The following is a 19,816-nucleotide window of genomic DNA, read 5'->3' as shown; positions in this document are numbered from 1 at the left end:
CAGAGCTGGCCTCCGATTTCAAACCGAACGGAATGGAAATCGGAATGCCATCGAGCGAATCTTTCGAGAATTCAAGCGCCGTACTTCCTCGTTCTCAAACTGTTTCAGCCACGTTGAGCCGCAAACTGCCGAAAATTGGCTTCAAGCGTTTGCTGCCTGGCTCAATGCTCCAAACTAAACACTACCATTCGAAGACGGGAATAATATTTGTCGGGACAGAATCCACTCAAGAGAACCTAGTACGGATCGCCATCTCGTCGGCCGTTTCGAGCAACCGGCTGGCGAACCGCTCCTGACGATCGTTGGTCATTCGGCTCGTAGAACAACCGATTCCGATAGCACCGAGGATTCCCGAAACGTCATCACTGACAGATACAGCAACAGCACTCATTCCCTGTACAGTCTCGTTCGTGGTGGTTGCGTAACCGCGTTCTCGTATTTCATCCAGTTCATCGAACAACCGTTCTTCCTCAGTGATCGTGTTTTCCGTTTGTGGCGGTAATCCACGGTTTTCGATAATAGCGTGCACTTCCTCATCAGATAGCTCTGCGAGCATCGCTTTTCCGGGTGAGGACATATGGAGGTGATGTCTCGTTCCAATACGAGAATGCTGGTGGAGCGGATTTCGATCGCTCGCCCAGTAGAGACTTACACTGAACCCGTTCTCACAGGTTGCTAACCAGATTCGCTCCTCTGTTTCATTAGCTAACGAATCGATATATTCGCGACCGGCTGTATAGAGCGGATGCTGGTGTTGCGATTTCGTCCCGATATCGAGAAATCGGAAACTGAGCCGGTACGTGTCGTCGTCTCGAACGACAAGATCATTCTGTACTAACGTCGCCAAGTGCCGATGCGTCGTGCTCTCTGCGAGACTAACCTGTTTCGAAATCTCCGAAAGCGTCTGGTCCGGCGATCCGACGAGCGTGTCGATGATCTCTATCGCTGTATTCACAGTTGTTACAGGGCGACGTGGCTCATTCATTCATTGATAATGCATAACACAGGCGAATAAATATTCTTCGAGTATCTCGAAAGAGACGATATCGTGTTATTTGGGAGATGTAGGAAAAATAATCGATTGAAACACTGGAGATCTGTGGTGAATGGCCATAGAAATACACATACTCATAGTACCCAATGAAGGTATATAAACTGCTTATCTCCCCGTCTTTCGTGCTAGTAGAAACAGTTATTCAAGCCTCCTATCCACTGTTTCTATTTTGAACCCCAAACATATTTATATTAGTATACATACGTAACGGCCGTTATGGATTCGGATGGCATGCCGAAGTTTACCAGGCGGAAATCGCTCAAGGCAGTCGCAACAACAGGCGGCCTCCTCGGATTATCGGGCTGTTCCGCACTTGTTCCTGGACGGGGAAACCAATACCCGTCCGAATCGATCACGATCAACATCCCTTTCGGCAAAGGAGGGCAGACTGACCTGGAGACTCGTTTGATTGCAGATTTCCTCCAAGACGAACTTGACGCCTCAATCTCAGTAACAAATAATCCCGAGGCGGGTGGTGCGGTAAATTACCAACAGTTCAGTTCGGCAGAACCGGATGGATACACGCTATCCGCCTTTTGGTACCCGGTTATTGCCACGCACCCGCAGGTTCTGGGAGCATTCGACTATGATCCCGATGCGTTCACCCTCCTCGGGCAGTTCTCACAGGTCCCGCTGAATATTATGACCGGCTACGATTCGGATATAGAACGACTTCCTGATCTCGTTGATTTCGCCGAAGAACAAGCCGTCACGATGGGCTTCACGGGCCCGGTCGCACCGGTCGCGATCCCAATGCTACAACTTCAAGAATCCGTCGACCTGTCGATTGACCCGGTGTTTGTCGGGGGCGGTGGTGCCCTCGGGACCGAAGCGCAAGCGGGTCGTGTTGATGTGGCAGCGAACACGTTTGACACGACAGCAAACAATTTCGCTGCGGAACGAACGAAGCCTGTGAGTATTCTATCGGAACCCGACGAGGAACTCATTTCCTACTACGAGGAGACGCAGGGAATCTCACTTTCGGAAGATATGTTCGTCACTGAATATCCGGACCTCGTCGAGAATCCACCGCTTATGACATCGATGAAGGGACTGATGGGCCCACCTGAGCTTCCCGACGATATTCAACAAGTGCTCGTTCAGGCCCTCAAAAATGTTATGTCGGAGGGCACGGGCTGGCACGAGGAAATGCGAAACATCGGGTCATATCCCACTCCGACGTTCGGAGATGAATTAGAGCAAAAGTGGGACGACTACAAATCTCAATTTAACCCATACATTCCGACGCTCCAAGAATTCGCTTCGGAACACAGCTGAGATGAGCACAACAACGGACAAACGGCGCTCGGAAGCGGTCGAGTCACGACTGTTCCGCTATGGATCAGTTGTCTCGGCTATAGTCTCGCTCGGAGTACTGCTCTACCTCCGCGAACTCTCGATGGCGTTTAGTCGGACACCTCGGATTTTCCCGTCGGTCGTCATCCATATCGGGATTGTCGCCGCTGCCGGGTTAGTAATCAAAGAGGTAAGTACTCGCCTCCTAAAACCCGATCTCCTCGCGTCGACAGACGATGAGGTGATGAAACACCTAACTGGTGCAGCGAGTTCGTTTACACTCCCGGAACGGATCAAACGACTAGCGATGATGGGCCTGTGGACGGCCGTGTTTTTCGCGCTTGGGTCGTTCAACATCTTGTTGGCGGTCATCCCGTGTTATATCGGAGCCGCCTACTCACTAGGGGTTCGGGACCGGAAGACGTTGTTACTCAGTACGGTCACATTGTTCGCGTTCGTGTATGTGGTGTTTGGAATTCTGATCAGAATCCCACTTAGGCTATTCTGAAAATGGCAACAGCGAATATACTCCTCGACGCGTTGGCACAGGTCCTCACACCCGAGGTAATGCTGATGGTATTTGTGGGGGTCGTATTCGGATTTATCATCGGAGTCATCCCGGGGTTGGGGCCTGTGATTGGTATCGTGCTCCTGTTCCCGTTGACGATCGCGATGGATCCACTCCCGGCAGTCGTGTTATTAGCATCAGTGTATCCGGCTGGCGTATACGGCGGATCGGTGACTGCCGTCTTAATTAATACGCCTGGAGATCCGTCTTCGACCGTCACGACGTTCGACGGCTATCCAATGACTAAACGCGGTGATGGCGTCCTCGCACTGGGAGTCACGCTCGCATCGTCGATCATTGGCGGAGTGCTTAGCGTTCTTGCCCTTCTGTTGATTGCACCCCCGTTCGCACGTATCGCACTCCAGATCGGGCCGAGCATCGTGTTCGCAATTGGTCTCGCCGGTGTCGTGATTCTCGTTATCGTCTCCCGTGGGTCGATGCTTAAAGGTCTGGTTGCCTCAGCCTTTGGACTGCTTCTCTCTGTCGTCGGATACAGTTCTTTCAGGGGAGTTGAACGGTTCACCTTCGGCGTCGATTATCTTGAACAGGGGATTCCGATGATCCCGCTTATCGTCGGGTTGTTCGCCATCAGCGAGGCGATGATGTTGTTGTACCAAGGGGGAAGCATCGAAGAGGACAAGGAGGGATCTGAAAGGTCACCTGAGACATCGCCGGACAAGAATATACTCAGACGGCGGTTGCAGGATATGAATCGAGGTATCCTTGAGACGCTCAGACGTCCGGCGTCAGTTCTCCGCTCGTCTAGTATCGGCATAGCAATCGGACTCGTTCCCGGTGCCGGTTCTATCGTCGCCAATTTCGTCTCGTACTACGTTGGTAGGACATTCTCCAAACGGGGAGACGAATTCGGAACGGGAGCGATAGAAGGACTCATCGCCGCAGAATCATCGAACAACGCAGCTACCGCGGCCACGCTCATTCCAACGTTGGTCCTCGGTGTTCCCGGAGGAATCGCTGCTGCGATCCTGCTGGGGGTACTGCAACTCAAAAATATCCGTGTTGGTCCACAGTTGTTCGTCGAGACGCCAGAACTCGCTTACGGTGTCGTCCTCGCACTGTTATTCGCAAATATCGTGATGCTATTCGTGGGCTATTCTCTCTCATCTTTGATCAAGAACATCGTCGAGATACGAGTAGAAATCATCGCACCGATGATCGTTATCTTGGCAATTCTCGGCGGCTTCGCAAACAATTTTAGCGGTATCGATTCTATCGCGGTGATCATCTTCGGCATCCTCGGGTTCGCTATGCGGAAACTCGGGTACTCTCCAATATCCGTTGTTTTCGGGTTCATCTTAGGCCCGATTCTCGAAACCTACTATCTGCGAGCAGTACAGGCAGCTGGAGGAGATCAGTTAGCTGTTATCTTTGCTCCGATACCGGCCACGATCATTGGCGTCGCAGGTCTCGTACTCGTATACCAGCTGATATCTGAAGTCAAAGATATCCGGCGACGAGTGAATATTGGAAATTGAAATTAAATTAGAATAAATGCAGATTACACTACTCGGGACTGGCTCACCAGTTCCAATCCTCGAACGCGGTGGAACAGCCATCCTCCTTTCACTGGGAGAGAGAAATATTCTGATCGATTGCGGACAAAAGACCGTCCATCGGCTGCTCGAAAATGAGACGGATATCAGTGAGATTGAGGAGCTCTTTTTCACCCATCATCATATAGATCATAACTCTGACTTTTACAATTTTGTGATCTCTAGTTGGTCGATGGGACGCACAGATTTGACGGTCTATGGCCCCTCAGGGACTGATGACCTCTTGGAATCATTGCATACAATTTATGACGAGGATATTCAGTATCGCAAGCAGATGGAATACGCTACGTCGGGGATAGACGACATCGACGTTGAACTCGTCGACGAGGATTTTCGTTTGAGGGACGAGCAACTCCAGATCGATGTTTTGCCTGTCGATCACTCAATTGAGACCTACGGGTATCGATTTACCGCGAACGACTCCGGGAACACTTTCGTTTTTTCTGCGGATACGAGGAAACTACCAGAACTCGCAGACTTTGCAGCTGATGCCGATATACTCGTCCAAGATGCCTGTTTGGCATCAGTTGACGAAGAATACAGCTCAGAAGGCTTCGTATGGGACCGTCTTACGAAACCGTATCCACAGAAACAGTGGGATCGGCTTCACAAAACCCATTGTACGGCGCGCGAGGCGGGAGAAATTGCAGCTGAGGCTGATGTCGACACGCTTGTACTCACTCATCTCCTCCCGTACAGAGATCTACAAAAAATGGAGGAGGCCGCTGCAGATGTCTTTGAGGGAGATGTCATCGTTGGGTACGATAACCTCTCCTTAGAGGTCTAATAGATTCCGCACTTCTTCTAGCTCCATTTCGCGAATACATATACGAGTCCGTATTCAAGGAGATCTATGAGCGGCTCAAATCCCGAACAGACGGGATGGTTCACAGATATAGATCCGAAGGATATCGAAGCGGCGGCAAACGCAATTTCCGAAGGCACAGCTGACCAACCCAAGAATTGGCCAGCCAAAGCCATTGAGTCAGGCTTCGCAAACGACGAAGACGGTTACTATGAGGCCTTACACGAGGCTACAGTCCACGCCACACGAGAAGCCGTAACGGCCCAAGAGACATCAGACGATCAACAACTTCAGTATAGTATTGCGGCTATGGACGACGTCGAGCGAACGGCGAACGAACTCGCCGAACGACTCGCCGAGTGGGCTGGCTCGCTCGTCGAGGGCTCCGCACAGGAGGAGCGCGCTGCCGAGGATCTCGGGGGCGTCGACGGCGCGCGCGCAGTCGCCGCGTGGACCCCGCAGTCGCCCGCCGAAGGGCGGGCTGTCTCGCTCGCCGATCGGATCGTCGACCTCGACGACGAGCGCGCGGCGCTCCGGACGTTCGTCGAAACTCACGCGCCGGAGGTCGCGCCCAACCTCGCCGCGATGGCCGGGCCCGTCCTCGCCGCGCGGTTGCTGTCGCTCGCCGGAGGGCTGGAGTCGCTGGCGAAGAAGCCCGCCGGGACCGTCCAGGTGTTGGGCGCGGAGGACGCCCTGTTCGCACACCTCCGCGGTCGGGGATCGTCGCCGAAACACGGCGTAATCTTCACGCACGAGTACGTCCGCGGCACGCACCCCGAAAACCGCGGATCGGCCGCGCGGGCCTTCGCCGGGAAGCTCGCGATCGCGGCGCGGATCGACCACTACTCGGGCGAGTTCAAACAGTCCGTACACGACGACCTCGACGAGCGAATCGCGACGATCCGCGAGCGGGAGGCGGGCCAATGAGCGCCGGGGGTGCGGACGACTCGATGAGCGCCGAAGGTGCGGACGATCGGACGAGCGCCACGCTCCCTGACGGCGTCGAACGCCGACGCTTCGACGGCCGCGAGCGATTCGCCACCCGCGGCGAACCGGTGTACGGCGAGCCGCAAGATGCCGACGGATGGCGCGCGTGGGACGCCGGGCGTTCGAAACTCGGTGCGATGCTGGAGTTGGGAATGGATACCGACCTCGACGGCGAGGACCGCGTGCTCTATCTGGGTGCGGCCTCCGGGACGACAGTTTCCCACGTCGCGGACTTCGCTGGGCCGACGTACGCCGTCGAGTTCGCGCCGCGGCCGACGCGCGACCTGCTCTCCGTCGCCGAGCCGCGCCCGAACCTGTTTCCGCTCCTGAAGGACGCTCGAAAGCCCGAGACGTACGCGCACGTCGTCGAATCGGACCTGGACTGCCTCATCCAGGACGTCGCCACGCGCGGGCAGGCCACCGTCGCGCTCCGCAACCGACGGTTTCTCGCGCCCGACGGCCGACTGTTGGCGGCGATCAAAGCGCGCAGCGAGGACGTCCTCGACGAGCCGGAATCCGTGTTCGAGGGCGCGCTCGACGAACTCCGGAAGGGATACGAGATCCTCGAAACGAAGCGACTGGATCGCTTTCACGACGACCACCTCGCGATCGTCGCGAAACCGCGAGCCGAATCGGAGCTGGACGCACCCGCAGAGCAGTGACGTTTGCCCCCGGTCACGCCGGATGGGAGAAGCGTTCGCCGCGGCCCGCGACATATTTAGTCGGCCGCCCCAAACGACGGGTCGATGGACCTAGGGTCGGCGGACGCCTTCGATCGGATGGGCACGCTCGGCGTCGAAGAAGAGTTCTACATCGTCGACGAGCGCGGGCGCCCGACATCGGGCATCTCGGATCTCGTCTACGAACACCCTCCGACGGGAATCCTCGAAGACCGGATCGATCACGAGCTGTTTCAGTTCACGATCGAGACGCAGACGCCGCTGATCGAGGACCGCTCGACGGTCGAGTCGACGGTCCGAACCGTCCGCGAGGCACTCGTCGAGCACGCCGCCGAGTACGGCTACCGCATCGCGGCGGCGGGGTTGCACCCGACGGCGAAGTGGCGAGAGCTCGATCACGCGACGAAGCCGCGGTACCAGTCGCAACTGGACCGAATCCAGTATCCGCAACACCGGAACACCACCTCGGGGCTGCACGTCCACGTCGGCGTCGACGACGCTGATAAGGCGACGTGGATCGCGAACGAGCTTCGGTGGTACCTCCCGCCGGTGCTCGCGCTGTCGGCGAATTCGCCGTACTGGTACGACTTCGATACCGGTCTCGCCTCCGCCCGCGCGAAGATCTTCGAGGCGCTGCCCAACACGGGGATGCCGACGCACTTCGCGGATTTCGAGTCGTACCGCCGATTCGAACGGCGGATGGTCGAACTCGGTTCGATCGAGGACCGCGGGGAACTCTGGTACGACGTTCGACCGCACACCGGTCACGGCACCGTCGAGGTCCGAACGCCGGACGCGCAGACCGATCCCGAGGCCACCGTCGCGTTCGTCGAGTACATCCACGCGCTCGTCAACGACCTCGCGGCGCGCTATGCGGACGGCGAGTCAGGGACCGACGTCCGCCGAGAGATCCTCGACGCGAACAAGTGGCACGCGATGCGCTACGGTCGAGACGCGGACTTCATCACCCGAGATGCGGAAGACACGGTCTCGCTCGGGGAGTTCGTCGATGCCGAGGCGGATCGGCTCGGAACCAACGCACTCCGTCGCCTGCTGGACGCCGAAAGCGGCTCCGCTCGACAACGTCGGATCCGCAGAGACTCGGGGATCGACACGCTCTGTGAGACGCTCTGTCTCGACTGAGCGCTGAGAAAGGCTTTTGTCCGACGAGTTTTGACCTTTCGGGTAGAACACGATGCCTTCCGACGAGCCCACAGACGAGAGCGACGCGAGCAGTACCGACTCCAAAGACGCCGTCGAGGATGTCGAGAGCGACGCCGACGCGGGTCCGCGAGCGCGACTCGAAGCCGAGGCCGATCGCGCCGTCTCCGAGTTCGACGAAGGGATCGTCGACCTCCTCGCGTGGCTGCTGGACACCGAGACGCGGGCGCGGATCTACGTCTATCTCCGCAAGAACCCGCGCTCGACGAGCGAGGAGGTCGCCGACGGGACGGGGCTGTACCCGAGCACCGTCCGCGAGGCGCTCGCGGAGCTTCACGACGAGGAGACCGTCACCCGCCGCAAGCGCGAGAGCGCGGGCGCGGGCAACAACCCCTACGAGTACACCGCCATCGCGCCGAGCGACCTCGTCCGCGGCGTGGCGGCGCAGGTCCAATCCGAGCTGAACACGGTGTTCAACCTCGACAACCGACTCGGCCGCTCGACAGACGACGCGGGTGACGACGTCGACGTCGGCCCGGTGAGCATCACGGTCGAGGACGCGAGCGATGACGTCGACGGCGAGAGGACAGGCGACGATGTCGACGGCGAGGGGACGGGCGACAATGTCGACATCGCGGGTGGAAGCGCCGACGGAGACGCGAATACCGGCGATACCGTCGACGACGCAGGTATAGGAGACGATACCGACGAGGCGGCAGACAGCGACGAGCCATCGACGGGCGACAACTGAGCGTCACGCGTCGGCCGCGGTTCGCGCTTCCGCGCCATTTTTAACGTTCCCCGGGTGAGGTATCTGCAATGACCGGGCCTTGGACCGAGTGGGACCACGTGCTGAAAGTGGACCCGGACAAAGACCTCGCCGACGGCGAGACGTTCGCGGACGTCTGCCGGACGGGGACCGACGCGATCGAGATCGGCGGCACCCTCGACATCACGACCGAGAAGATGGAGCGCGTCGTCGAGGCGTGCTCGCGCTACGACGTCCCGCTCTACCAGGAGCCCTCGAACCCCGGCGTCGTCATCGAATCGGATCACCTCGACGGCTACCTCATCCCGACGGTGTTCAACGCCGAGTCGTCCTTCTGGGTGACCGGCGCGCACAAAGAGTGGGTTCGCATCGACGGCCCGCTCGACTGGGATCGAACGTACACGGAGGCGTACATCGTCCTGAACCCCGACGCCTCTGTCGCGGAGTTGACCGAGGCCGACACCGACCAGACCGCCGAGGACGTCGCCTCCTTCGCCGCCGTCGCCGAGAAGATGTTCGGCCAGGAGATCGTCTACGTCGAGTACTCGGGAACGTTCGGCGACACTGAGAAAGTCGCCGCCGCTCGCGACGCGCTCGACGAATCGACGCTGTTCTACGGTGGCGGCATCCGCGACTACGACGCCGCCTACGAGATGGGCAAACACGCCGACACGATCGTCGTCGGCGACCTCCTCCACGACGAGGGCGTCGACGCCGTCCGCGAGACCGTCGAGGGCGTGAAGGACGCCCACGCGGAAGCAGTTGTCGAGTAACGTGCTTTCGATCTGACCGCCCGCGTTCGGCGCCTTTCTGTTCGCTGTGTAGTTACCGTGGGACGATTTGTGAGACAGCGATTTTACGTCGATCTCGGTAGATTAATCTGAGTTTTCACTGTCATCTACCAGGGAGGATATGACGAGCCGCTTGATTCCACGTCGAAGGAGACCGCTGGCCGCAGGTTGAGAGATGTCCAGGTCAGCGGCGACCTCGCTGAGAGTCGCGTTCCTCGGTTCTTCGAAATACCCTGTCTCGAATGCGACGAGGAGTGCTTCCCGTTGGCTATCGGTCAACCCAGCGTCCGCAGTACCCAAACTATCGTATTCGTTCACGCGCAGTAACTCGATATCGATGTCGTTCTGTTGCGCATAGTCCCAGAGGTGAACTAAATCCGTTCGCTCGGGCATCCATACTGTCAGGATCCAGGCGCGTCCGTCGTTCTCCATATCGAGGATGACACCGTTCGAAGTCGAAACGACCGGTGAGAGGATCTTCGCTTCGTCCGTGTACTCGAAGCTGTAGATCGCCTTGTCGTCCCCGGTTTCGATGACGCGTTCGAATTCGCCGATAGTGCGGTCATTCCGTAATCCGTCCTCGAACTGGCGGAAATCAGACGACTGTATGTGATAGAAGAACTTTCCCGACGTCGGGTCGGTTCCCGCCTCTGACACCGATTTGATTTTCGAACTTCGGTCGTGAGTAACTGTCCCTGTGAGCACGATGTCGGGATGCTTAGCTCGGACGACCGCTTTAATATCGGTCATTGTTCTGTGGGGTAGTGGGTTGTCTTGTACAGAACCATACAATTGAGCGTTGTTTGAGTCGCGTGGTGAACCTCGATATTGCAATATGTGCTACCGAGGTTGCAACCGTGGCCGTGTGGCGGCTTAACTCAGTCGGTTGGTCGAACTTCCCGAACTCGGGTCACGTCTTTGAGTAGTAATCCACTGCGTTCGTCACAACTCGTCTTCGGAGAGCTGACTCTCACTCGTCCATATCGTCCCTGGCGTGAATCTTGGCCTGTTCGCGAGCGCTGGGATTGACTGACTCTTTGAACGGAACCTTCGCCAGCGTCGCATATACGGGTTCACCGGGCATCTCGGTGTACTCGTCCGGCAGGTGTACCTCGAACTCCGCGTCGACGTCGGCGTCGTATATCGAGTCGTCGAGCGGGACGTCGGTGGCGGCCTGCAGTTTCGCCGCTGGTACGAACCCGAAGCCGATATTGGTCTCGAGGTCCGGATTCCACCACGCCGACGTCAGATAGCCGCATTCGTCGCCGGTCTCCGGGTCCGACACGAGCCAGAAATCCGGGGCGTAGTCCCGGATCGGTTCGCCGGCCATCTTCAGGCCGACTAGTTTGTGAGTGAACGGGAACTCACCGTTTTCGATGGCTTCCTTCTGACGTTCCAGTTCGGTTTTGCCGACGTAGTCCGCGTCCTTGTCGTCGGGGATCTGATAGCCGAGATTGACCTGAAACGGTGACGTATCGTGGTCCATATCCTGTCCCAACGACATTATTCCGGCAGCGATACGTCGTTGATGGTTTACGGCTGTCGCGGCCCCGCCGTGGGCTTTGACCGTTTCGAGTACCGGATTCCACACTGCTTCGGCGTTCTTCGTCGCCTCCCGGACGTATATCTCGAACCCCGCCTCTCCGGAGAATCCCGTTTGGCTCACCAACACCGGGATACCGTTGACCGTCGCTTCCAACAATCCGTAGTACGGAACGTCCTCGACCGCGTCGCCGATGAGCGACTCTATTACGTCGGGCGATTTCGGGCCCTGTACCTGCATCGGCGAGACATCGATCTCGTCGATATCGATCTCGAAGTCCGTTTTGACTGTGACCCCTTGCAACCACTGCAGCAGGTCGGCGTCAGCGATGGAGAACCAGAACTCGTCGTCGTCGGGTCGCAACAGGACGAAGTCGTTGAGGATACCGCCGTCCGGGTTGCAGCAGATGGCGTACTTGCCGCGCATCGTCTCGATATCGGTGGCATCTCGCGTGATGACGTAGTTGACGAACGCCTCGGCATCAGGTCCCGCGACGCGAATCTGGCGCTCGACCGCGACGTCCATCAGCGTTACGTCGTTGACCAGTAGATCGTACTCGGCTTCCAATCCCCCTTCTTCGGGGTCGATGTACCCGCGAGGGTGGTACATATGGTTGTAGACCGTCGCTTGTCTGCATCCCTCCTCGACGGAGAGGTGCCAAAATGGCGACTTCCGAACTCGGGTAGAGATCAGGAGGTCGACGTCTGCGTCGCCTGTTTGACGAAGGTTTCTGGGAATGGTACGGTTCGATTGGTCGATGCTGGGGTGGTTCGGATGATCTTGATTTCCGGGCATTAGAACTCTATTTCGGTGGTTCGACGTGGTGGTTGAATAGCGTCGCCCAGAGACGCTCGAACCGACTGACTATGAACGATGGGCTGACTCCGGCGGGGATGTAGAACTCTGGTTCAGTCGCTCTGCCTTGATTGTCGGTTTGGGTTCTCTGTGGCATACGACTGAATAGAAGACCCGTGGCCGTATCGTTCTGTAGCTTATACGTATAACCCACTTATACGGCTGAGGAGATTCCGTGTGTTTCCGACTCCTTCCGAACGGTCCTCGGTAATCGTGGGAATCCAGCTACAGTCCAAGCCAACTTGCTGAGTACGTACCCTGTCCTGAGCGACCGTCACTTCCCGTAAACAGATAGTTGTGTCCGCGAGCGCAGCGACGGTTGACCGCCGACGAGCGGCCGCAGGCCGCGAGTTCGGCGGCATTTTCTCTCCGCCGTGAGACGCAAAGCGTCTCACGAGCCTTGCTTCGCTTCGCTCAGCAAGACTGGTTTTTGCGCCGAGTAGTGCGGGAGGCGCACCCGAGGTGCAAAAAGGTGGATGTGAATCGACCGTTTTTAAGACCGGGCGGCCGGAAACACGAGATATGAAAGGCAGAACATACACGGCCGACGCCGAGCCGGGCGACGAGGTCACCGTCGCGGGCTGGGTTCACGAGGTTCGCGACCTCGGCGGGATCGCCTTCTTAATCCTCCGGGACAAGTCCGGGAAGATTCAGATCAAACTCGAAGAGGATTCGATGGACTCCGAGCTCGTCGAGACCGGTCTCAACGTCTCTCGCGAGAGCGTCATCGCCGTCACCGGCTCCGTGAAGGAGGAGCCGCGCGCGCCGACGGACGTCGAGATCCTCCCGGAATCGATCGAGGTGCTCGCCGAGTCCGACACCAAACTCCCGCTGGATCCCTCCGGAAAGGTCGACGCCGAGCTCTCGACGCGGCTCGACAACCGGACGCTCGACCTCCGAAAGGAGGAGGTGAAAGCCATCTTCGAGATCCGCTCGGAAGTCCTCCGCTCCGCTCGCGAGGCGTTCCGCGACCTCGGTTGCACCGAGATCAACACGCCGAAGATCGTCGCCACCGGGACCGAGGGCGGCACGGAGCTGTTCCCGATCACGTACTTCGGCGAGGAGGCGTTTATGAACCAGTCGCCGCAGCTGTTCAAGCAGCTGATGGTCGGCTCCGGCCTCGAACGCGTCTTCGAGATCGGCCCGATTTTCCGCGCCGAGGAGCACAACACGCCGCGGCACCTCAACGAGGCGACGTCGATCGACTTCGAATCGGCCTTCGTCGACCACACCGAGGCGATGGACGCCTGTGAGCACGTCGTCAAGAGCGCCTACGAGGGCGTCGCCGAGAACTGCGGGCGACAGCTCGAACTGCTCGGTCTCGACGAGGAGTTCGAGGTCCCCTCCGGCGAGTTCCCGCGGCTCACCTACGAGGAGGCCATCGAGCGGATCAACGCGACGGGCGAACTCGACGAACAGCTCGTCTGGGGCGACGACCTCCCGACCGAGGGCGAGCGCGCGCTCGGCGACGACGTCGGCGAGCACTACTTCATCACCGACTGGCCGAGCGAGATCAAGCCGTTCTACATCAAGGACCACGTCGACGACGAGCAGCTCTCGACCGGATTCGACATGATGCATCCGCGGATGGAGCTCGTCTCCGGCGGGCAGCGCGAGCACCGCTACGACCACCTCGTCGCGGGCTTCGAACAGCAGGGTCTCGATCCCGACCAGTTCGAGTACTACACGAAGATGTTCAAATACGGGATGCCTCCGCACGCCGGGTGGGGCCTCGGCGGCGAGCGGCTCGTGATGACGATGCTCGGGCTGGAGAACATCCGCGAGGCTGTGTTGTTCCCGCGAGATCGCCAGAGACTGAGCCCGTAGGCGAAGTCTCTGGGATCCAGCGAGTCCGGCGGTGTTCCCACGAGACCGTCAGCGTCTGTCGCCGTAGGGCGACGACCCGAATTTCACACACGTGCGCGTCGCGACCAACCACTACCCGAAACCGCGCCCGATTTAACGGCGGGCGCGCAACCGACCCCAATGAGCGACGAGGCGGCGGCGTTCGTGCCCGGGCACGTGACCGGTTTCTTCAGCGCGCATCCGGACGACGATCCGTCACTGGCGGGTTCTCGCGGCGCGGGCGTCACCCTCTCTCACGGCGTCGACGTCCGCGTGGCCCGCGGTGGCGACACGTCCTCCGGCGACGGGAACGCTGAAACCACGCTGAACGGCGATCCGATCGACGTCGCGCCCGTCGACGCCGTCCGCGACGCCCTCGGCGCGCCAGACGCCCGCGTCGTCGCTGAGACGCCGCTCCCGCTCGGAGCCGGTTTCGGCGTCTCCGGGGCGATGGCGCTGGGCACCGCCTACGCCGTCAACGCCGCCTACGACTGCAAACGGAGTGAAAACGCGCTCGTCGAACTCGCACACGTGGCCGAAGTCGAGGCCGGGACCGGCCTCGGTGACGTGGTCGCACAGGCCCGCGGCGGGCTGCCGATCCGACTGGAACCCGGCGCGCCGGGGCACGGACGGATGGACGGAATCCCCGCGACGCCGCGCGTCGAGTACGTCTCCTTCGGCACCGTCTCGACTAAGGAGGTCCTCTCGGGCGACACCAGCACGCTGACCGCAGCGGGCGAACGCGCGCTCGCCGCCCTGCGAGCGGAACCGACGGTCGATCGCCTCGTCGAACTCTCGCGACGGTTCGCTCGCGACGCGGAACTCCTCACCGAGAGCGTCGCCGACGCCGTCGAGGCGGTCCGCGCCGAGGACGGTGACGCCGCGATGGCGATGCTCGGCGATACGGTCTTCGCGTTCGGCGACGACCTCTCCGCGGCCGGATACGACCCCGAGGTCTGTTCGGTGTACCCGACGGGCGCGACGCTCCGACCGCCCGCGATCGGCCGCTTCGATTCTCCTTCCCCGAACTGAGGCGACGCGAATCGGCCCGCTTTTCCTTCGTCCCGCCGAGTCCGAGATATGAGCGAGATCGACGTTCCCGAGAGCCACCCCCGCTATCTATCGCTCCTGACCCGGCATCGGATCGAAGCGGGCGTCGAGAAGGGAATCACGAGCAGGCAGGGCCTCATCGCTGAAGGTCGCGGCGAGGCGTTCGACTACCTCCTCGGCGAGCGGACCACCGAATCAGCGGACGAAGCCGAGCGCGCGGCGGCCGCGCTCTTACACCTCGCCGAGCACCCCGTCCTCTCCGTCAACGGCAACGTCGCGGCGCTGGTACCCGGCGAGATGATCGAACTCGCCGCCGCGGTCGATGCCGACCTCGAGGTGAACCTCTTCAACCGAACCGACGAGCGAATGCGGGCGATCGCCGACCACCTCCGCGAGCACGGTGCCGAAGCTGCGGGCGTCGAGATCAAGGGCCTGACCGCGGACGCGCGCATCCCCGGACTGGAACACGAGCGGGCGAAAGTCGACGCCGACGGGATCGGCGCGGCCGACGTCGTGCTCGTCCCGCTGGAGGACGGCGACCGCGCGGAGGCGCTCTCAGCGATGGGAAAATCAGAGATCGTGATCGACCTGAATCCGTTGTCGCGGTCGGCGCAAACGGCCGCGGTCCCGATCATCGACAACATCATCCGCGCGGTGCCGAACATCACGGCCCACGCCGAGGCGTTGCGGGACGCGCCGCGAGCGGAGTTGGAATCGATCGTCGACGACTTCGATCCCGAGGCGGCGCTGGCGGCGGCCGAAGACGCGATTCGTGCTGGCGAACTCGACTGAATATACGGCCCGGCGTCAGGCTTCGCGAAGCTCGGCTTCGGTGAGGGCGTCGTTGAGATCGTCGCGGACGAACTCGCCGGTCTCTCTGTCCATCGCGGTCGTCACGATTCGGTTCTCCTGCACGCTCGATCCGTCTCGGAGCAGCAGGCGCACGTTGCCGTTGTCGTCGGCGCGGGTCACTTTCGCGCGTAGGCCGCTCTGTGAGCCCATCCCCCCGGCGTCGATCGGCCCCGGCACGATCTTCTTCACGTGCGGGTGGTCCGCGACGACGCCGATGGCCCGCCGTCCGCCGCGGCCGCCGATGAGCGTCGAATGGGAGCCGCCGAGTTTCTTTCGAGGAGCTGTCTCGACCACCTTCAGCGACCGCTCCCCGCGGCGCTCCAACACCCGTTCGACGGGGTCGTCGCCCGCGACCCGGTAGAACTCGTGGTGCAGCTGCGCGCGGGCCTCTCTGAGGACGTCCCGGTTGCCCGCCGCGAAGACGGTATCCGGCCGCTTCCGACGGATCTCGTCGGCGACGCGGCCCGCGAAGTTCCGGAGTTCCACGGTCTCGGACTCGGGGTCGTCCTCGGGAACGGTCGTCAGCGTCGTTCGTCCCAGGATATCCTTCTCGTCGAGCATCGTCAACTTCGCGCGGTCGCGCTCGAAGGAGACGACGACGGCGTCGCAGTTGCCCGTGTTACAGACCAGGCAGTAGTCGCCGGGGCGTTCGAGGGACGTTCCGCACCGCCGACAGTCCATAGCGTGGGAATGCGAGGGGAAAATAAAAGCGCGGCTATCGACGCCACCGGTGCCGTGAGGGGGTCATCTCACAGATCCACCGGACTCGTCTTCAGATACTCCCGCAGCAGCACCGTCGCGTACGATCCCGAGGGGAGCGAAAACGCGAGGTCGTACGCGTTCTCGTCGGCGTCGACGTCGTACTCGACGCGCGTCCGAAGCAGGACGGCGCGTCGCGTCCCGGTCGAGTGGAACTCGCCGGGGCGGTCGAAATCGTCGGGACTGAGCCCGAGATCGTCGAGAACGGCTCGTTCGACGTCGCCCGGTTCGCCGTCGGTCAGCTCCGTCTCGGTGCCGACGAGCGGCGCGGTCACGAACGCCCGCCCGCGCTCGCAGTGCCGCGCCATCACGTCCACGCGGCGATCGGTCGCGACCTGCGTGCGGTCGGTGTCCGGGCGATACAGTCCCTCCGGCGCATCCCTGTCGGCGAAGCACACGATATCGCCATCGACCGGTCGGGCGAGCGGGAGGCCGCGCGAGAGCCGCTCGCTGAGCATGCGATTGAACGCGTACGACTGCGCGGCGTTGACGAACAGTCGCTGGAGGTTCCGCGGCACGGCCTCCAGCGCGTGCCGCCAGTCGGCGGGAGTCTCGTCACCGTCCTCGCGCAGTCGGTGGAGCATCGAACGCTCGAAGCGGAGCGCCCCGGGCATTCGATCGAGTGCCTCCTGCCAGTCGGGATCGGCTCGCTCGGCCTGTTCGTCGACGAAGGCGCGAGCGGCCTGCGTGCCCTCCGGCTCGGCCTCGAAGGGGTTGCCGACGTACGTCAGGACCGCCTCGCGCCACTCTCCGCGAGCGACACACAGCCCGACTTCGTGGGTGACGGGTCGTCGACTCCCGAAGCGCTGGTGGCCGAAGTAGTTCGGGACCGCGACGCCGACTTCGGTTTGCTCGTCGACACCGCTCGTCGTCTCCGGCGCACTACCGGGACTCGCCTCCGACGTACGGTCGCTATTTATTTCCGGCGCGCCGTCGCCGCCGACCCGCGCGTGTAACTCCGCGGTGATCGCTTCGACCGGTGCGACGGCGGCCTCGCGGACGCGGATCTCGAACGCGTTGCCCGCCAGATCGCCGAAGTGGAGCTGTCTACCGATTCGACCGAGAACCTCGACGTCGACGTCGTCGATTTCGGGGAGCCGCTCGGGTTCGACGCCCCGAATCGAGAACAGTTGCGTCGTGATTGCGTACTTGTCCTTCGTCCCCGCCCAGGAGATCCGTTCGCGGCTGATCCCGAGCGCGTTCGAGAGCCGCCGCGCGAAGTCGTTGGTGTCCCAGCCACGGAGCGTCGCTCGCACCAGCAGATGCGGGTAGTCGCCGGTATCCGTATCGAGCGGCTCCGGTTCCATCGCCTCCAACTCGCGAACGCGGAAGTCCGCTGGCGTCGTCCGCAGGCGGCCGCCGGTCCCGTCGGCGTCGCTGTAGTAGTGCTCGATGCCGACGCGTCGTTCGAGGGGGTGAGCCGCGCGCATCTGATCGACTTCGACTTTCCCCTACGAGCGTAAGGTCGCTCCGGTTCGGTTACTGGCGCATCCCGGTGATCTCGAAGCGAGCCCCGCCACTTTCGGAATCGCCGACCACGACGTCCCACCCGTGGGACTCGGCGGTCGCGGCGACGATGTTGAGCCCGAATCCCGTCCCGCTGTCGGCGGTGGTGTACCCGTACTCGAAGACGCGGTCGCGATCCGCCTCGTCGACGCCGACGCCGTCGTCGTCGACGGCGATCCCCGTTTGCGTCGGCGAGACCGTCACCGTGACGCAGTCGGCGTCGCCGCAGCCGTGCCGAAGCGCGTTCTCGAAGAGGTTCTCGAAGAGCCGACAGAGCCGTCGTTCGTCCGCGGAGACCGTTCCGAGCTCTCCCTCGATGACGAGGGTCGCAGCCGCGTTTTCGCTCCACGTCGGATCGATTTCGTCGCCCCGCCCGCCGACCGCCCTCCACGCGTCGGCGACCACTTGGTCCAGATCAACCGGTTCGAGGGTCAGGCCGCGTGATCGATCCCCGTCGACGAGCGCGCGAACGTCCGCAACGATCGACTCCATCCTGTCGTGGACGCGATCGAGACGATCCAGAAACTCCTCGCCGCCGCACGATTCGGTGCGAAGGATGTTCACCTGCGCGTTCGCGGCGTTCAACGGGCTCTTCAGATCGTGCGTCAGGGTCTCGCTGAGTCGCTTCAGTCCGCGCTCGTGTTCGGTCCGCTCGGTCACGTTGCGGACCACGCTTACGAGGTACTCCTGCCCGTCGATCACCGTGGTCGACACCGTCGATTCCGCCCAAAAGACCGTCCCGTCGGACCGTTCTGCCTCCCACCGAAACGTCGCGGGAGAAGACCGTCGCGTCCGCTCTACAGCGTTTTCTCGTGCTTCGACAGCCCGTTTCGGCTCGACTGCCCACCTTTCGGCGTTGAGCACGCGGGGCGATTCGGAACGCTCCCCGAACATCCGCTCGACGGCGTCGTTGACCGCGACGACCTCGCCGCTCGCGGCGTCGCGGACGATCACGGCGTCACCCATCCCGTCGATGAGTTCTCCGAGCGCACCGTCCACCTCTGCCGCGAACACTCTCATTGTTCTCCGTCCGTTCGGCTCTGTGGTAAGTCGTTTGGCCGTTTTCGGCTCGAATCGGTGGAAGTTAGTACAGCGACAGTTCCCCCGTCACGCGGTCAACATCGGCATCGCGCGCTGGCCCGACCGCCAGACAGGTCACCGTTCCCGGCTCCAACTCCGTGTGCCCGGCGTCGCGGATGATCGCGTTCGGCAGTCCGAGGCGCTCGGCCTCGTCGGCGAGTCGGAACAGTTCCTTCTCACCGCTGGCCTTGAGGACGACTTTCTTCTGTCCCTTGCCTTTCCACGCTTTCTTCGTCCGCTCGTCGGCGTCCTCGTACGCCGACAGCGACGCGTGTGCGACCTGCGCGGAGAGCTTTCCGCGACCCATCCCGAGGTCCGTCCGGGCGACGATGGCCTGCTTCATACGCCACCGTGGCGCGCGATGTCGTATATGTCCTCGCTTTGCTGTTGCGACCCTACGAGCATCTGCGCCGAAAGTGCGACTACCAGCGCGATATCCAAACTGCGTACCAACTCGTTCCGCGTCGCGACGAGACGCGCCGCTTTGAGTTGATTCTCAGTAGCGCCGAGGGTGAGATTGTGAACCGAGCCGAGACGGTCCTGCTCGCTCACTGCGTTCGCTGCGCGGGCTGCGACTCGCCGGGTTCAAATCTCACGAAATTGCGACAGCAGAATCAACGCGTTCCGCGGCGCAAGACGCA

Annotated in this window: 20 protein-coding genes and 1 pseudogene; 13 read left to right on the top strand and 8 right to left on the bottom strand. The window is 61.2% G+C overall.

The window, feature by feature from the left end; genetic code table 11:
- A pseudogene (locus tag FJT57_RS04650) lies at nt 1–178 on the top strand (IS6 family transposase); the annotation flags it as partial.
- Between the two features lie 48 nt (nt 179–226).
- On the opposite strand, the gene FJT57_RS04645 reads toward FJT57_RS04650, so the two are convergent.
- Entirely contained in the window at nt 227–985 is a 759-nt protein-coding gene (locus FJT57_RS04645) for an IclR family transcriptional regulator (protein ID WP_144902127.1), read from the bottom strand.
- A gap of 285 nt (nt 986–1,270) precedes the next feature.
- Here FJT57_RS04645 and FJT57_RS04640 point away from each other — a divergent pair, with 285 nt between their 5' ends.
- The 9 genes from FJT57_RS04640 (at nt 1,271) to FJT57_RS04600 (ending at nt 9,667) form a co-directional block, all read left to right on the top strand.
- Nucleotides 1,271–2,332: a Bug family tripartite tricarboxylate transporter substrate binding protein gene (locus FJT57_RS04640; protein WP_144902125.1), complete on the top strand. Its 1,062-nt coding sequence runs from the start codon at nt 1,271–1,273 to the stop codon at nt 2,330–2,332.
- Between the two features lies 1 nt (nt 2,333).
- A complete protein-coding gene (locus tag FJT57_RS04635; protein ID WP_144902123.1) occupies nt 2,334–2,858 on the top strand; it encodes a hypothetical protein in 525 nt (174 codons plus the stop codon).
- Nucleotides 2,859–2,860: 2 nt separating this feature from the next.
- On the top strand, nt 2,861–4,414 hold the full coding sequence (locus FJT57_RS04630; protein ID WP_144902121.1) for a tripartite tricarboxylate transporter permease: 1,554 nt from the start codon (nt 2,861–2,863) through the stop codon (nt 4,412–4,414).
- Nucleotides 4,415–4,430: 16 nt separating this feature from the next.
- Nucleotides 4,431–5,279 carry an MBL fold metallo-hydrolase gene (locus tag FJT57_RS04625; RefSeq protein ID WP_144902119.1) on the top strand — a complete coding sequence of 283 codons (849 nt, stop codon included), beginning with the start codon at nt 4,431–4,433 and terminating at the stop codon, nt 5,277–5,279.
- 66 nt (nt 5,280–5,345) lie between these two features.
- A complete protein-coding gene (locus tag FJT57_RS04620; RefSeq protein WP_144902117.1) occupies nt 5,346–6,224 on the top strand; it encodes an NOP5/NOP56 family protein in 879 nt (292 codons plus the stop codon).
- A gap of 23 nt (nt 6,225–6,247) precedes the next feature.
- Nucleotides 6,248–6,946, top strand: a complete 699-nt coding sequence (locus FJT57_RS04615; protein WP_144902589.1) for a fibrillarin-like rRNA/tRNA 2'-O-methyltransferase — start codon at nt 6,248–6,250, stop codon at nt 6,944–6,946.
- A gap of 84 nt (nt 6,947–7,030) precedes the next feature.
- Nucleotides 7,031–8,107 carry a glutamate--cysteine ligase gene (locus FJT57_RS04610; RefSeq protein ID WP_144902115.1) on the top strand — a complete coding sequence of 359 codons (1,077 nt, stop codon included), beginning with the start codon at nt 7,031–7,033 and terminating at the stop codon, nt 8,105–8,107.
- A 52-nt stretch (nt 8,108–8,159) separates the two neighbouring features.
- Nucleotides 8,160–8,876: a winged helix-turn-helix domain-containing protein gene (locus FJT57_RS04605; protein ID WP_144902113.1), complete on the top strand. Its 717-nt coding sequence runs from the start codon at nt 8,160–8,162 to the stop codon at nt 8,874–8,876.
- 68 nt (nt 8,877–8,944) lie between these two features.
- Nucleotides 8,945–9,667: a phosphoglycerol geranylgeranyltransferase gene (locus tag FJT57_RS04600; RefSeq protein ID WP_144902111.1), complete on the top strand. Its 723-nt coding sequence runs from the start codon at nt 8,945–8,947 to the stop codon at nt 9,665–9,667.
- A 102-nt stretch (nt 9,668–9,769) separates the two neighbouring features.
- Here FJT57_RS04600 and FJT57_RS04595 read toward each other — a convergent pair whose 3' ends face one another.
- Together FJT57_RS04595 and FJT57_RS04590 are read right to left on the bottom strand one after the other, a co-directional pair.
- A complete protein-coding gene (locus FJT57_RS04595; protein WP_144902109.1) occupies nt 9,770–10,435 on the bottom strand; it encodes a helix-turn-helix domain-containing protein in 666 nt (221 codons plus the stop codon).
- Nucleotides 10,436–10,655: 220 nt separating this feature from the next.
- Nucleotides 10,656–12,023: an aminomethyltransferase family protein gene (locus tag FJT57_RS04590; RefSeq protein WP_203229092.1), complete on the bottom strand. Its 1,368-nt coding sequence runs from the start codon at nt 12,021–12,023 to the stop codon at nt 10,656–10,658.
- A gap of 582 nt (nt 12,024–12,605) precedes the next feature.
- Between FJT57_RS04590 and aspS the strand changes: the two genes are divergently transcribed.
- The 3 genes from aspS (at nt 12,606) to FJT57_RS04575 (ending at nt 15,770) form a co-directional block, all read left to right on the top strand.
- Entirely contained in the window at nt 12,606–13,910 is a 1,305-nt protein-coding gene (aspS, locus tag FJT57_RS04585; protein ID WP_144902107.1) for an aspartate--tRNA(Asn) ligase, read from the top strand.
- 159 nt (nt 13,911–14,069) lie between these two features.
- Nucleotides 14,070–14,960: a pantoate kinase gene (locus FJT57_RS04580; protein ID WP_144902105.1), complete on the top strand. Its 891-nt coding sequence runs from the start codon at nt 14,070–14,072 to the stop codon at nt 14,958–14,960.
- Between the two features lie 48 nt (nt 14,961–15,008).
- Nucleotides 15,009–15,770 carry a 4-phosphopantoate--beta-alanine ligase gene (locus FJT57_RS04575; protein ID WP_144902103.1) on the top strand — a complete coding sequence of 254 codons (762 nt, stop codon included), beginning with the start codon at nt 15,009–15,011 and terminating at the stop codon, nt 15,768–15,770.
- Between the two features lie 15 nt (nt 15,771–15,785).
- Here FJT57_RS04575 and FJT57_RS04570 read toward each other — a convergent pair whose 3' ends face one another.
- From FJT57_RS04570 to FJT57_RS16600, 5 genes are all read right to left on the bottom strand, one after another.
- Nucleotides 15,786–16,511 (bottom strand): DUF2103 domain-containing protein, encoded by a 726-nt coding sequence (locus tag FJT57_RS04570; RefSeq protein WP_144902101.1) that lies wholly within the window; start codon nt 16,509–16,511, stop codon nt 15,786–15,788.
- Nucleotides 16,512–16,579: 68 nt separating this feature from the next.
- A complete protein-coding gene (gene truD / locus FJT57_RS04565) occupies nt 16,580–18,019 on the bottom strand; it encodes a tRNA pseudouridine(13) synthase TruD (RefSeq protein WP_144902099.1) in 1,440 nt (479 codons plus the stop codon).
- Between the two features lie 49 nt (nt 18,020–18,068).
- Nucleotides 18,069–19,115 (bottom strand): sensor histidine kinase, encoded by a 1,047-nt coding sequence (locus FJT57_RS04560; RefSeq protein ID WP_144902097.1) that lies wholly within the window; start codon nt 19,113–19,115, stop codon nt 18,069–18,071.
- A 64-nt stretch (nt 19,116–19,179) separates the two neighbouring features.
- Nucleotides 19,180–19,518, bottom strand: coding sequence for a peptidyl-tRNA hydrolase Pth2 (gene pth2 / locus FJT57_RS04555; protein ID WP_144902095.1), 339 nt, complete (start codon nt 19,516–19,518; stop codon nt 19,180–19,182).
- Nucleotides 19,515–19,727 carry a hypothetical protein gene (locus FJT57_RS16600; protein ID WP_203229091.1) on the bottom strand — a complete coding sequence of 71 codons (213 nt, stop codon included), beginning with the start codon at nt 19,725–19,727 and terminating at the stop codon, nt 19,515–19,517. Before FJT57_RS16600 ends, pth2 begins: the two co-directional genes overlap by 4 nt.
- Between the last annotated feature and the right edge of the window lie 89 nt (nt 19,728–19,816).

This window comes from Halobellus captivus, assembly GCF_007655485.1.
In the GTDB taxonomy this organism is placed as follows: domain Archaea; phylum Halobacteriota; class Halobacteria; order Halobacteriales; family Haloferacaceae; genus Haloquadratum; species Haloquadratum captivum.
This window is presented reverse-complemented; position numbering and strand designations above follow the sequence as displayed.

Coding starts and splice junctions, on each gene's coding strand:
- FJT57_RS04645 (WP_144902127.1), bottom strand. CDS start 985: ATGAATGAGCCACGTCGCCCTGTAACAACTGTGAATACAGCGATAGAG.
- FJT57_RS04640 (WP_144902125.1), top strand. CDS start 1,271: ATGGATTCGGATGGCATGCCGAAGTTTACCAGGCGGAAATCGCTCAAG.
- FJT57_RS04635 (WP_144902123.1), top strand. CDS start 2,334: ATGAGCACAACAACGGACAAACGGCGCTCGGAAGCGGTCGAGTCACGA.
- FJT57_RS04630 (WP_144902121.1), top strand. CDS start 2,861: ATGGCAACAGCGAATATACTCCTCGACGCGTTGGCACAGGTCCTCACA.
- FJT57_RS04625 (WP_144902119.1), top strand. CDS start 4,431: ATGCAGATTACACTACTCGGGACTGGCTCACCAGTTCCAATCCTCGAA.
- FJT57_RS04620 (WP_144902117.1), top strand. CDS start 5,346: ATGAGCGGCTCAAATCCCGAACAGACGGGATGGTTCACAGATATAGAT.
- FJT57_RS04615 (WP_144902589.1), top strand. CDS start 6,248: ATGAGCGCCGAAGGTGCGGACGATCGGACGAGCGCCACGCTCCCTGAC.
- FJT57_RS04610 (WP_144902115.1), top strand. CDS start 7,031: ATGGACCTAGGGTCGGCGGACGCCTTCGATCGGATGGGCACGCTCGGC.
- FJT57_RS04605 (WP_144902113.1), top strand. CDS start 8,160: ATGCCTTCCGACGAGCCCACAGACGAGAGCGACGCGAGCAGTACCGAC.
- FJT57_RS04600 (WP_144902111.1), top strand. CDS start 8,945: ATGACCGGGCCTTGGACCGAGTGGGACCACGTGCTGAAAGTGGACCCG.
- FJT57_RS04595 (WP_144902109.1), bottom strand. CDS start 10,435: ATGACCGATATTAAAGCGGTCGTCCGAGCTAAGCATCCCGACATCGTG.
- FJT57_RS04590 (WP_203229092.1), bottom strand. CDS start 12,023: ATGCCCGGAAATCAAGATCATCCGAACCACCCCAGCATCGACCAATCG.
- aspS (WP_144902107.1), top strand. CDS start 12,606: ATGAAAGGCAGAACATACACGGCCGACGCCGAGCCGGGCGACGAGGTC.
- FJT57_RS04580 (WP_144902105.1), top strand. CDS start 14,070: ATGAGCGACGAGGCGGCGGCGTTCGTGCCCGGGCACGTGACCGGTTTC.
- FJT57_RS04575 (WP_144902103.1), top strand. CDS start 15,009: ATGAGCGAGATCGACGTTCCCGAGAGCCACCCCCGCTATCTATCGCTC.
- FJT57_RS04570 (WP_144902101.1), bottom strand. CDS start 16,511: ATGGACTGTCGGCGGTGCGGAACGTCCCTCGAACGCCCCGGCGACTAC.
- truD (WP_144902099.1), bottom strand. CDS start 18,019: ATGCGCGCGGCTCACCCCCTCGAACGACGCGTCGGCATCGAGCACTAC.
- FJT57_RS04560 (WP_144902097.1), bottom strand. CDS start 19,115: ATGAGAGTGTTCGCGGCAGAGGTGGACGGTGCGCTCGGAGAACTCATC.
- pth2 (WP_144902095.1), bottom strand. CDS start 19,518: ATGAAGCAGGCCATCGTCGCCCGGACGGACCTCGGGATGGGTCGCGGA.